The 12,855-nt window shown below is 61.4% G+C and carries 7 protein-coding genes; 1 reads left to right on the top strand and 6 read right to left on the bottom strand.

Annotated elements, in window-relative coordinates; genetic code table 11:
- Positions 1-123: 123 nt before the first annotated feature.
- Both ABCN01_RS00130 and ABCN01_RS00125 read right to left on the bottom strand, forming a co-directional pair.
- Positions 124-1,419: an ATP-binding protein gene (locus ABCN01_RS00130; protein WP_343014126.1), complete on the bottom strand. Its 1,296-nt coding sequence runs from the start codon at positions 1,417-1,419 to the stop codon at positions 124-126.
- Positions 1,420-1,604: 185 nt separating this feature from the next.
- On the bottom strand, positions 1,605-2,996 hold the full coding sequence (locus ABCN01_RS00125) for an ATP-binding protein (protein ID WP_342997049.1): 1,392 nt from the start codon (positions 2,994-2,996) through the stop codon (positions 1,605-1,607).
- 467 nt (positions 2,997-3,463) lie between these two features.
- Here ABCN01_RS00125 and ABCN01_RS00120 point away from each other — a divergent pair, with 467 nt between their 5' ends.
- Complete coding sequence (locus tag ABCN01_RS00120; RefSeq protein WP_342997048.1) at positions 3,464-4,462, top strand: hypothetical protein; 999 nt, start codon at positions 3,464-3,466, stop codon at positions 4,460-4,462.
- A 420-nt stretch (positions 4,463-4,882) separates the two neighbouring features.
- On the opposite strand, the gene xdh is transcribed toward ABCN01_RS00120, so the two are convergent.
- The 4 genes from xdh to ssnA form a co-directional block, all read right to left on the bottom strand.
- The gene (gene xdh / locus ABCN01_RS00115; protein ID WP_342995741.1) at positions 4,883-7,660 is read right to left on the bottom strand and encodes a selenium-dependent xanthine dehydrogenase; all 2,778 of its coding nucleotides are present in this window, start codon (positions 7,658-7,660) and stop codon (positions 4,883-4,885) included.
- 12 nt (positions 7,661-7,672) lie between these two features.
- Positions 7,673-8,152, bottom strand: a complete 480-nt coding sequence (locus tag ABCN01_RS00110; RefSeq protein ID WP_118334703.1) for a 4Fe-4S binding protein — start codon at positions 8,150-8,152, stop codon at positions 7,673-7,675.
- An 11-nt stretch (positions 8,153-8,163) separates the two neighbouring features.
- A complete protein-coding gene (ygfK, locus tag ABCN01_RS00105) occupies positions 8,164-11,163 on the bottom strand; it encodes a putative selenate reductase subunit YgfK (protein ID WP_342995742.1) in 3,000 nt (999 codons plus the stop codon).
- A 148-nt stretch (positions 11,164-11,311) separates the two neighbouring features.
- Positions 11,312-12,667, bottom strand: coding sequence for a putative aminohydrolase SsnA (ssnA, locus tag ABCN01_RS00100; protein WP_342995743.1), 1,356 nt, complete (start codon positions 12,665-12,667; stop codon positions 11,312-11,314).
- Between the last annotated feature and the right edge of the window lie 188 nt (positions 12,668-12,855).

Genomic DNA, 12,855 nt, shown 5'->3' with positions numbered 1-12,855 from the left:
TGACCAAGCAACAGCGCTGCCCAGCTATCACCCTTGGGCTGCCGTCAACTTTATTCTATCCGCGAGCATCTGGTTTACCAAATGGATTTTCGGTAAAGGAAGCACGGCACGCCCGCAAAACCACTACGCCCCAAGTGCCGCCATGGGAATCACCGCCACGCCGTCGTCGCGTGTGTAGGCAATACTCCCCTTTCCAACCACGACCGCCAAAAACGCCGGCGCGGCATTCTGGGCGGCAGGATTGGAGAGCACTTTCCTCTCCAGCGCCTTGAGATTTCTCGCTCCATCGTCTGCTTTCGCATCACTCAGCTTGACCTCGATGGCTCCCCAGCGCCCGTCGTGCTCAACGATCAGATCGACCTCAAGGCCCTTCTCATCTCGGAAATAATAGACACTGTTGTCGACACCGCCGTAGGTGGAAAGGAACACGCGCACGTCGCGCAGGACGAGATTCTCAAAGAGCATCCCCAGCGTTTGCATATCGCCAAGCAGCCGCTCAGGGGTAGCCCCCAGCAACGCCGCCGCAAGTGACGGGTCACAGAAGTAGCGCTTGGGGCGCACGCGAACGCGGGCCTTCGAGCGCATGGGCGGCTCCCATCCGCAGAGGTCCTCGGTCAGCTTGAGCCTGTTGAAGAGGTCCAAGTACGCAGCGATGGTCCTCTCGTCGGGGCCCGCCTCACCGTACGAGGCATCCTTTACGAGCGTCTTGTACGTGACAGCCTGGCTCTCGTTCATGGCAAGAGCTCGCAAAAGGCCGTGTGCAAGCTCGGACGACATGCCCTCGTCCAGCACGTTGACGTCGAGCACCGAGTGCACGTACTGGCTTGCCGTCTCTCGCGCAAGATCTTCCGAAAGCCCAAGATTTGCAGGCCAACCGCCCCTGCAGCACCAGCGGGCGACGTCATCCACCGTGCTCTCGCGACGCTGAGGGGCAAAATCCTCGCCCTTAAAGAGGCTTGCCAGTGACACGAGCGGCTCGCCGTCGCCCGACTCACACAGGGCCATGGGGCGCATTGACAGACGGGCGATCCTACCCGTGCCGGAATGACGAACATGGCTGCGCTCCTCGCTTTTGAGCGCGGTCGAGCCCGTGAGCAAAAGTGTCCCCCGTTCGTTGCCGCTCGCGTCCACGAAACGCCGGGCGGCATCCCAAACCTCGGGCACCTCCTGCCATTCATCGACCAGGTGTGGCGCATCGCCGATGAGCGCCAGGCTTGGGTCGACCTCTGCCGCCGCACGCTGCGCAGGCTCATCGAGCCTGGAGACGCTCGCCGAGCGAGAGAGCGCCGTCCAGGTCTTGCCGCACCATTTGGGGCCGTTGATCTCCACACAGCCAAACGCCCGCATAAGGGTGTCGAGGCGCTCCTCTATGAGCCGGGGCCTATATCCCTTTTGGGTCAATCTCTTTGGTGCATCCATAGACGGCCGTCCCTCTCTATCATGCGATATGCGAAATTTCGCCATTCTCAATGCTGATTTTACGCTACTTTCAATGTAGTTTTTACGCCATGACAGATGTAGTTTTTACGCCATTTTCATTGAAGGTTTTACGCTTGGCATCCTTAGCGCGACCCATTCCGAGCATCAAATCAGAGCGCGCTTGGTTATCTCCGCTCGCACATCTCGGCAAACGAAATCAGCTTGGTATCTCCCCTGCTCGCCGCAGCATCCTGACATCCTTGCGTAAAGCCTCGCTTCGAGAAGATCGCATAGCTTTTTTGCTGCCGTCTAAAGAGCTCGCTTCGGTGCACGAGCTTTTGCAGCACATCCTCGCCAACCGGTTCATTGCGCCATTTGCACTCCGCAAACAGCGCAGCGCCCTCGCCATCGTCAACAATCAAGTCGATTTCTTCCTGCGTATGTGTGCGATTGTCCGTCCCCCACCAGCGCCCGACGCTCGCCGGAACCACATCGAGCTGGCCCGCGCGCGCGAGTTCGTACACGTATTGCCTGCATATAAGCTCAAAGACCGTACCCATGTAATCCGATACGTGCGGCTCAATGCGCTTATACGCCATCTCGGCCATATCGTTTTGAATCAGCCCAATGTTCTGCGGCACAAACTTGTACCAGAACCTAAACATCTGGTCGCTCAGCAGATACACGGCTCGCTTATTGCTCGTCTCGTTTAGGGGCAGCTCGCGCTCGACAATCCCAAGCGACGCCAGCTTATCCACATAGCTCTTTACGTTGCTCGCAGGGATTCCCGTAGAGCTCGCAATCTCCGAGATCCTCGAGCGCCCCTGAGCAATTGCTTGCACGATCGCATCATATTGCTCGGGATTGCGGCACTCTTGCAACAGCAGGTTACTCGGCTCCTCAAAGAGATAGCCCGTAGGAGTAAGAAATAGACGTTTGATGTTGTCCTTGAGCGGTGCGGCAGGATCGACTTTCTCGATATATGCAGGAATGCCGCCCGTCATGCCATAGCAAACCGCAGCGTCTTCGCGACCCATGCTCTGCCACAGGTCGAGGGTCGTCGTAAAATCGAGCGGCATGATCTTAAACTGGGCCGTACGCCTACCGTATAGTGGGCTCTCGTAGCCCAACACCTGCTCTTCCATAAACGAAAGCGACGACCCGCACAGGATAAGCATGAGCTTGGCCTCTTTGTACAGGTGATCGATCTTGTCTTGCAGTAACGAGCTGATCTCGGGATGCGATTGGGCGAGATAGGGATACTCGTCAATCACGACAATCAAACGTTCCGTGCGAGCCATGGTGGCCAATGCATCGAACGCCTCGTCAAAACTACGAAACGACACGCCTGCAGCACCAACCGAGCCTGCAAGTATCGCCTGGCTAAAGCCGTGCAGGTTTGCCTCTGCATTGGTACGACGAGCTTGAAAGTAAATAGCCCTCTTGCCTTGGATGAACTCTGTGATAAGGCGCGTTTTACCCACGCGACGGCGGCCGTAAATCACAGGCATCTCAAAGGAGCCCGTGCCATACAGTCGATTGAGCTCGGACATTTCCGCTGTTCTTCCGATAAACATAGGCCATCCTTCCTTTACGTTATAGCTAGCTATATTATACCTTCCTATAATATAGCTAGCTATAACGTAATTCGACAAGCGGCGCACGCAAAAGGAGCGGTACACCACCGCACGTGGACCGTTCCGGAAAGCACGTCCCATTCCGAGTGGCAATTCCGGGTCACAGTTTCCGCAGATACAAGGCGACAGTCCGCCGCCCTTATCACATGCCTTCAAATATGCGATCCAGAAACATGAAACAGCAGATAGAATGCTCTTTTTCAAAAAGTACACGTCCCGAAACTTACCAAGACTTCATATCCAGCTACCGTTCACGGTCGCCGATTACCGCCCACCGATTCAAACAAGAAATATGTCGTCAAAAGCAGGTCATCTACCTGCATGGTTAGATTTTGGTCAGCTTTTGGTCAGCTGAGCGGCAAGTTCCAGCTGATACGTTTTTGCTACCCAAAAGGAGGCGGTAGCTCATGACCCATTGCAATGACCAGCTCATCGACCAACTGCTCACTCAAGCCGAACAAGAGGGGCGCTGTCTGATTCCCCCGAGCACGGCGATCCGAAAAGCGCTCCTTCGGCGCACCGGCGGCACGGTTGTCTCGCCCATGCCGGGGTTGTTTGCGCGAAAAACGCGCTGGGATGAACTCAACCGAGCGCAACGCCATTGCGAGATTATTCGCGCCCTTGCGATCATCCATCTCGATTGGACGTTCTGCTCGTTTTCGGCAGCTTGCCTGCTGGGGCTCGAGGTCTCGTGGCGACACTTGAATGTCGTGCATGTCTGCAGCTCGACAAAGCCGTCGGCTCGCCCGGGCGCACATATTCAGCGGCACCAGATTGAGCCGGCCGGAGCAATACGCAGAGCCGGCATATCGGTAACGCCGCCCATCCAAACGGCCACAGATTGCCTGTTGCAGACCGGTTTTGCCGACGGCATGCCCATTGCCGATTCGACGATCTTAAAGCTCGGCCTTGCGCGGGAACAGCTGATGGAGGCCGTCGAGCAACGAGCGACCGCCCGCAATGGTCACGCGATTCGCACCGCCCTCACGACACTTCGATATGCCGACGCCCGCGCCGAGAGCGGCGGGGAATCGGTCACCCGAGCCGTCATGATCGAGACGGGCTTTGCGCCCGACTGGCTTCAATACGAGCTGACGGACCCCTTCGATTCGGCCAAGCCCATACGAACGGACTTTGCCTGGGAGCGCCAGGCGCGGGAACTCACGCTGGGCGAGCTCGACGGGCTCATCAAATATACCAACCAGACCATGCTGGCCGGACGCACCACCGCCGAGGCGCTCGTTGCCGAACGACAGCGCGAGGCACACCTATCGCTCTACGGCCACCCTCTGCTGCGCTTTACCATGAACGAGGTCCGCTCGGCAGGAATGCTCGCCAAAAAGCTGCAGACGGCAGGCATCCGGCAGACCGCTCTACCAACATGGCTCAACGATATTGAGCTGTAGGAGCTGCTGAGCTTATGCCCGCCTGCCCACCAAACTGGGACACACTTTCCGGTTGGCAGCGCCCGCGGAAACCATGTCCCAAATTGAGCGCTCAAAACGGGATGTACTTTCCAGATGGCATGCCTAGCGGAAACCGTGTCCCGGAATCAAGGCCTAGAACGGGACAGACTTTCCGGTTGAAGCGCCCAGCGGAAACTGCATCCCGGAATAGACGCTCAAACTGGGACGCAGTTTCCGGTTTCCTGCTGTTCCGGATAGTACGTCCCATTCTGGAGCCGAAATCTGGGACGCAGTTTCCGCATGCAGAGGCGCTCCAAACAAAAGGCCCCGGCTCGCGATGGAGTCGGGGCCAAAGGCACAGCATATGCAGTTGGTGTTGAGCGCGAACAGCCCGTCAGCAATGGTCGTCCGCGCCCCACCCTACCCGCGGTTGCGAACGCGGCTGTAGGGCGTATCCACCATGGGCAGATCCGGACGCAGCTTGCCGTCAAACGCGCGGTAGGCGTTCTGCACGGCGGGCGCCGTGGGGATCGTTGCGATCTCGCCGATGCCCTTGCCGCCGTATGCCACGGGCAACAGCTCGTCCTTCTCCACGTAGATGGCGTGGATATCCGGAATCTCGGGCGCACGGAACAGCCCGAGCGTACCGTACCTTGCCTGGGGCACGCAGTCCTTGAGCGGCCAATCCTCGGTAAGCGCATAGCCCATACCCATGAGCACGCCGCCTTCGATCTGACCCTGAATGGAGATGGGGTTGACCACCTTGCCGGAATCGTGCGCGGCATAGACCTCGCTCACGCGACCGTCATCATCCAGAATGACCACATGCGTGGCAAAACCGTAGCAGATGTGGCTCTTGGGGTTGGGAACGTCGGCACCCAGCTTGTCGGTCGGCTCCAGATACACGTAGCCAAACTCGCATCCCTCGAGCGCCTTGATGGCGGCCGCGGGATCCTGAGGATGCATACCCTGGCCGGCGACGAGCTCCTGCGTGTGCAGCTGATAGGCGCGACCGTCGTCGTACTCGATCTTGACGCCGTCGCCATGCGCATTCACGGGAGCGGCGGGCGCAGACTTGCCGGCCTCGATGTCAAGCATGGCATCGCGCAGCAGGAAGGCGGCACCGCGCACGGCCTCGCCGGTCACGACCGTCTGACGCGAGCCAGACGTGGTGCCGGAGTCGGGAGCGTTCTCGGTGGAGCACTCGCCGTTGGCGATGCAACGAAGCGGCAGACCGCAGGCCTCGGCAACGTCCTGCAAAAAGACGGTGTTGCAGCCCTGGCCGATGTCGGACGTGGCGGCATAGACCACGGCCACGCCGTTCTCGACGCGAATCTTGCAGCGGCCGGCGTCGGGCAGGCCAACGCCCACGCCAGCGTTCTTCATAGCGCAGGCAATGCCGGCGTGGCCGGGATGCGCATAGTAGGCATCCTTGACCTCGAGCAGTGTCTCCTTAAGCGCCGTGGAGCAGTCGGCAATCTGGCCGTTGGGCAAAACCTCGCCCGGCTCGATGGCGTTGCGGTAGCGAATCTCCCACGGATCCAGGCCGACCTTCTCTGCCAGCAGGTCGATCAGGCTCTCGAGCGCAAACTCGGACTGGCAAACGCCAAAGCCGCGGTACGCGCCGGCGGGCGGGTTGTTGGTGTAGTAGCCATAACCGCGAATGTCGGTGTTCTGGTACTTGTAAGGGCCGACGGCATGCGTGCAGGCGCGCTCGAGCACCGGGCCGCACAGCGACGCGTAGGCGCCGGTGTCAAAGTTGATCTCGCAATCCAGACCGGTAAAATTGCCCTCGGCGTCGCAACCCAGTGTAAAGGTACCGTCCATGGCGTGGCGCTTGGGATGGAATGCAAGCGACTCGGCACGCGTGAGCTTGCACTTCACAGGACGCTGGAGCTTATATGCGGCAAGCGCGGCCAGGTGTTGGATGGACACGTCCTCCTTGCCGCCAAAGCCGCCGCCCACGAGCATGGTCTCGACGACCACGCGCTCGGGCTCGCTATCCCAGCCAAACATGTGGGCGCACTCTTTGCGCGTATCGTAGGCACCCTGGTCGGTCGACTGCACCTTGACGCCGTTCTTGTACGGGAAGGCAACGGCACACTCGGGCTCCAAGAAGGCATGCTCGGTAAAGGGCGTGGTAAAGCGCTGCGTCACGGTGAACGCGCTTTCGGCCAGCGCCTTGGCGGCGTCGCCGCGCGTCACATGACGGCTCTGGCACACGTTGTCCTTGAGCTCCACTGTGTTGCCAAAGGCAAAGAAGCTGTCATGCAGGCGCGGGGCGTCGGCGGCCCTGGCCTCGACAATGTTGCGCACGGGCTCCAGCGGCTCGTAATCGATCTTTACGAGCTTCTTGGCCTTCTCGAGCGTCGCCTCGTCCTCGGCGACCACCAGCACGATGGCATCGCCCACGCAGCGGGTGATATCGCCCTGAGCGATCATGACGTCCCAGTCCTGGATAAGGTGGCCGACCTGGTTGACCGGCACGTCCTCGGCGCGCAGGATACCCACCACGCCGGGCAGGGCCTCGGCCTTGGAGGTGTCGATGGAGAGCACGCGGGCGCGCGGATACTTGGAGCGCACGGCGCTGGCATAGGTCAGGCCCGGCTGATCGAGCTCGTCGATGTCGTCGGGATACTTGCCCTCGCCGAGCACCTTCTTGCGCACGTCGATACGGAAGGCGCGCTTGCCCACGCCGTAGTCGTCGCCGCGCTCCAGGTCCTCGTCGATCTGCTTTTCGCCGCGGAGCACCGCAGCGGCCAGCGAAATGCCCTCGATAATCTTTTTGTAGCCGGTGCAGCGGCAGACATTGCCGCGGATGGCGTACTTGATCTGTTCCTCGGTGGGCTCAGGGTCCTCGGCGATGAGCGCCGCACCCGCCATGACCATACCGGGGATGCAAAAGCCGCACTGTACGGCGCCCACGGCGCCAAAGGCGTACACAAAGGCCTCGCGCACGTCCTCGGGCAGGCCCTCGACGGTCACGATGTTGCGGCCGGCGGCAAGAGCGGTGGTCAGCACGCACGCCTTGACGGCCGCGCCGTCCACATGGATGGTGCAGGTACCGCACGCGCCCTCGGAGCAGCCGTCCTTGGCGGAATGGATATGCAGGTCGTCGCGCAGGTAGCGCAGCAACGGCTTGTTCTGAGTCGTCGTGTGCTCGACGCCGTTAACGGTAAAAGTGAATTCCTGTGCCATGGTGATTCCCTTCTACACGCCGGCGGCGATGCCGGTGCGGTCGTGGATGGCGCCATGAGGGCAGACGACGGCGCACATGCCGCACGACAGGCAGTCCACGCCGTCGATATGGGCGCAGTTGTCCTCGATGCGGATAGCGCCGGCAGGGCACTTTTTGGCGCACATACCGCAACCGATGCAGCTCGTGTCGCAGACCTTGCGCGCAATGGCGCCCTTATCGGTGTTGTTGCAGCGCACCAGAATGTTCTGGTAGCCGGGAACGAAGGCAATCACGCGCTGCGGGCACGCCATGCCGCACAGGCCACAGCCCGTGCACTTGGAGCGATCCACGCGGGCGATGCCATCGACCAGCGCAATGGCGCCGTGGGGGCAGGCCGTGACGCAGGCGCCACAGCCAATGCAGCCTTCGCTGCAGCGGGCGTCGCCGCCTGCGGAGGCGCAACCGCTTCCGCAGGCAACGTAGGCCACGTTATGTTGAATGGATTTGGCCATAAGAGACTCGCCTATTTCTTAAGAAGGTACGAATAGTTGTCGCGCACGGCCCTGATGGTCAGGCGGACGGCCTCGGGAAGGCCGGTGTTGACGGCATCGACCGAGACGGTGCGGATCGTGCCGGCGACGCGGACCTTAAAGTGATCCTCGCCCACGGCCAGGAAGCCCTCGTTCTCGGAGTTCTCCATGTCCTGCTCGCTCCAGAACAGGGTGAGCTTGTCCTTGTAGGGACGACCCTCCTGGTAAGGGCAGAACACGGCGCAGTTGCCGCACTCGTTGCACATGCCGTCGACATGGACGACCTGATGCTTGGCGAGACCCGGCACCTTAATTGCCACGTTGGCGCGGTTGGGGCACACGTCGCAGCAGACCTCGCACACCGAGCCGCAGCCCAGGCAGCGGGTCTTGGTGCAGTTGCGCTTGTCGCGGCACAGCGACCCCTTGCGCTCGTAGCAGGTGTCCTCGCGGCCGGCCTGCTCGTTGCAGTCGGCGTACTTGTTAAAGTCCACACCGGCGATGGCACGGGCGACCTCGGCGGCATCGGCGATAGCCTCGACCACGGTGGCAGGACCGCGACGGCAGTCACCGGCAGCCCAAACGCCCTCGACGCCGGTGGAGGTGGCGGCAAGGCGGCCGCGACGGTCGTGCTCGACGCCCGCGGCATCGTACAGGCTGGCATCGATGCCCTCGCCCACGGCGCAGATCACCGTGGTGGCGGAAAGCTCGACGGTCTCGCCCGTGGCGACGGGGCTGCGACGGCCGCTTGCATCCGGCTCGCCGAGCTCCATGACGTCGCAGGTCAGCACGGAGCCGTTGAGCGCCTTGGGCGCCAGCAGCTCGCAGAGCTCAACGCCGTCGGCAAGAGCAAGATCGAGCTCTTCCTCGTCGGCGGGCATCTGCTTCTTGGTGCGGCGATACACCAGGCGCACGTTCTTCACGCCGGTCAGGCGCTTGGCCACGCGAGCCGCGTCCATGGCGGTGTTGCCGGCGCCAATGACCACGACGTCCTCGCCCAGCTCGAGCTTCTCGCCCTTCTTGGCGGCCTCGAGGAACTCCAGCACATCGAGCTCGGCGCCCTCGCCCAAGCCCGCAGAGCCGGGCATCCAGGCACCGGTGGCCACGACCACGTCAGTAAAGCCTTGAGCCTTGAGTTCGTCGATGGAATCCACGCGAGCGTTGAGCTGCACCTTGGCGCCAAAGGCCAGGCAGAGCTCAGCATCGTGGGAGATATCGTCGCTCGCGATACGGAACTCGGGAATCACGTGACGGACCACGCCGCCGAGAGAGTCGCGGGCCTCGAAGATGGTGACGGGCACGCCGGCACGCGTCAGGAAGAACGCCGTCGCCAGGCCGGCCGGGCCGCCGCCAATAACGGCAACGTTGCGCTCGCCGTCGTTTGCGATGGCCTGGGCGCGCAGCTTGGGCAGTACGGCGGTCATGGCCTCGCGGGCGGCCTTGAGCTTGCTGGCGCGAATCTGGGCGCCCTCGGGCTCGTAGAACGCACGCTCGCAGGCACGGCCGCAGGGATGCGGGCAGATGGTGCCGGTAATGAACGGCAGGGCGTTGCGCTCGATGATAATGTTGAGTGCGTCCTCGTAGCGGCCCTCGTCAACAGCCGCCAGGTAGGCAGGAATATCCTGCTGGATGGGGCAGCTCGTGCGACACGGCGTGGTAAAGCAGTCGGAAAGCGGGCTCTTGCCGGCGACCTTGCGGTCGGGCAGCGGGCGCAGCGGCTTCTTGTAGAGCGGGTTGGTGAGCGAATCGGCCTGGATCGCCGTTACGGCCTCGAGAGAGACGCCCGCGAACGGCTTGCCGTCCAGGTCGGTAAACTCGCCGGCCATCTGGCTAAATCGCTCGTAGCCACCGGGCTTGAGCACGTCGGTCGCCAGGGTAACGGGCCAAATGCCGGCATCGTACAGGGCGCGGATGTTGTAGACCGTAGCACCGCCAGAGTAGCTAATGCGCAGCTTGCCATCGAACTGCTCGGTAATGCGACGGGCGGCCTCGATGGTCAGCGAGAACAGCGAACGGCCGGACATGTACATCTCGGTGGAGGGCAGCTCGTTCCTCGTCACGTCGACGGGGAACGTGTTGGTCAGCTTGACGCCAAACTCCAGGCCGCGCTCGGCACACAGGGCAATCAGACGCTCAAACATGGGCACAGCGTCGACCCACTGCAGATCCTCGCGGAAGTGCGTGTCATCGAAGACGATGTAGTCGAAGCCCAGCTCGTTGAGGCGCTGGCGAGCAAACTCATAGCCCAGCAGCGTGGGGTTGCACTTGATGTAGGTGTTGAGACCCTTCTCGGTAATCAGATAGGTCGCGATGCGCTCGATCTCCGCCGGCGGGCAGCCATGCAGCGTGGACTCGGTAATGGAGTTGGAGACGCGCGCCGGGATGGACTCGACAAACGCGGCATCGACATGCTCAAACTTGTCCAGGTTAGCGAGCGCCCACGTGCGGCACTCGTTCCAAACCTCGGAGCCGCTGGCGTCCTTCATGCCCTCAATGTACGCATCGACCTTGGGGCTCTTGATGCCCTCGAGGTCATAACCCACGGACATGTTGAAGACAAAACCATCCGGGCTGCCCAGGCCGTACTCGCGAGCGATCAGGTGGCAGGCAAACCATGCCTTCACGTACTCGGCAAAGGCCTGCGGAACCTCGAGCTCGGTCGACCACTCGCAGTTGTAGCACTCGTCCTGCGCCACGATGCAGGGCTTGTTCACACACTTGGAGAGCTCCTCGCCGTCCATAACCTGAACGGTCTTGAGCTCAAAGAAGCGGGAACCGGCCACGTAGGATGCCACGATGTTCTGGGCCAGCTGCGTATTGGGACCGGCGGCCGGGCCAAACGGAGTCTCGATGCGCTCGTCAAAAATGGGAAGCGCGCCCTCCTGGTTGGTCGTGACCATCTTGCGCACGCCAAAGACGGCGCCCTGAGTCTTGTGCTCCTCGATGATCCAGTTCATCAGCTGCGAAAACGGGATCGGCCTCATGATGTCGCTCATAATGAGCTCCTCTCTGTAACGCCCGGCGAGACCGCGCGACGGGCGCAAATACGGTGTAGCGCTAGCACAGCGCCGGCGACCCCGCGGAGGCCGCCTATACGCGCGTCGAACGCGGCGAAACATCCGACGCGCGTGAATCTACTTGTAATTAGTAGGTGCGTTCGTTGAGCGTGCTCCAGAGCTTCTTGGACTCAGCCATGGTCCACGCGTTGATCTTGTCCTCATCAATGCCAACGAACTCGCGATCCTTGTACAGGACGCGGCCGTTGATGATGGTGGTGCGACAGTTTTTGCCCATCATGCCAAAGAGCATGTGGCCGTCGATGTTCTCCTCGCTCAGCGGCGTAAAGGGCTTGTAGTCCATAACGATAACGTCGGCGGCAGCGCCGGGCTCAAGCACACCGAGCTTGCGATCGAAGTACTTGCTGGCCATCTTGGCGTTGTTCTCGAACAGCATGGTCATGGCCTCGCACCAGCCCACGTTGGGCATGGCGGCGTTGTGGCGCTGAATAATCAGGAAGACCTTAAGGCTCTCGAGCATATCGTGGGTGTAGGCGTCGGTGCCCATGCACACGGGGATGCCGCGGCGGAAGAACTCGAGCACGGGGGCGCAGCCCACGGCGTTGCCCATATTGGATTCGGGATTGTTGACCAGCCAAGTGCCGGACTCCTTGACGATATCCATCTCGGCAGGCGTCACGTGGATGCAGTGGCCAAGCATGGTGTCGGGACCCAGCAGGTTATGCTGCAGCAGGCGCTCGACGGGGCTGATACCACCGCGGTTGAGGCGGGAGTCCCACACGTCATTCATACCCTCGCACACATGGATGTGGAAGCCGGTCAGGCCGTTGTTGGCCTCGGCCATCTTGTCCATAGTCTCGTCCGAAAGCGTAAAGGTGGCGTGACCGCCAAACATGGCAGCAATCATGTGGTTATCGTTATCGCGACGCTCCTTGGCGGCCCACTGGGCAAATTCGGCGTTCTCGGCAATGGCCTGGTCGCATTTTTCCTGGCCGCGGCGATCGGAGACCTCGTAGCACAGGCACGAACGCATGCCCAGCTCCTGAGCTGCGTCCTTAATGGTAAAGAGGCTACCCGGGATCTCACAGAAGCTCGCATGGTGATCGAAGATCGTGGTGACGCCGTCGCGGATGGAGTCCAAGATCGTGGCATAGGCGCTGGCCTTGGTGCCGTCGAGCGTCAGGTTGTCGTCGATCTTCCACCACTGCTGCTCAAGATTCTCCAGGAAGTTGGTGGGGTTGCAGCCCTTGATGGCAAGGCCGCGGGCTAGACCCGAGTAGATGTGGGTGTGGCAGTTGATGAGTCCGGGCATGATGAGGTTGCCCTGGGCGTCGACGTACTCGGCATCCGGGTACTTGGCCTTGAGCTCGCACTCGGGGCCCACTTCGACGATCGTATCTCCGTCAATGGCGACCGCACCGTTTGGAATAAACGGGGTCTGAGCGTTGCGGGTAAAGACGGAACCGTTAGCGACCAGAAGCATGGATGCTCCCTTCAACATCAGAGGCGGGGTTTGACACCTCTGACATGGCGGAGTGCGAAGCGCCGGCCTACACCGGAAACGGGCCCTCTCCCGTCAACGCTTCACCAAAGGGACAAAACCTTTGAAGTGCGGCTTGGCGCCGCATGACGTCGGCGGACGAGGCGATGCGTCCGCCGACGAATAGCACC

It is taken from the genome of Collinsella aerofaciens (assembly GCF_039062365.1).
Lineage (GTDB): Bacteria > Actinomycetota > Coriobacteriia > Coriobacteriales > Coriobacteriaceae > Collinsella.
The sequence above is the reverse complement of the archived record's forward strand: the minus strand, read 5'-3'. Positions and strand labels throughout refer to the sequence as shown.

Excerpts from the sequence above, each read along its gene's own strand:
- ABCN01_RS00130 (WP_343014126.1), bottom strand. The coding sequence starts at position 1,419 with ATGGATGCACCAAAGAGATTGACCCAAAAGGGATATAGGCCCCGGCTC.
- ABCN01_RS00125 (WP_342997049.1), bottom strand. The coding sequence starts at position 2,996 with ATGTTTATCGGAAGAACAGCGGAAATGTCCGAGCTCAATCGACTGTAT.
- ABCN01_RS00120 (WP_342997048.1), top strand. The coding sequence starts at position 3,464 with ATGACCCATTGCAATGACCAGCTCATCGACCAACTGCTCACTCAAGCC.
- xdh (WP_342995741.1), bottom strand. The coding sequence starts at position 7,660 with ATGGCACAGGAATTCACTTTTACCGTTAACGGCGTCGAGCACACGACG.
- ABCN01_RS00110 (WP_118334703.1), bottom strand. The coding sequence starts at position 8,152 with ATGGCCAAATCCATTCAACATAACGTGGCCTACGTTGCCTGCGGAAGC.
- ygfK (WP_342995742.1), bottom strand. The coding sequence starts at position 11,163 with ATGAGCGACATCATGAGGCCGATCCCGTTTTCGCAGCTGATGAACTGG.
- ssnA (WP_342995743.1), bottom strand. The coding sequence starts at position 12,667 with ATGCTTCTGGTCGCTAACGGTTCCGTCTTTACCCGCAACGCTCAGACC.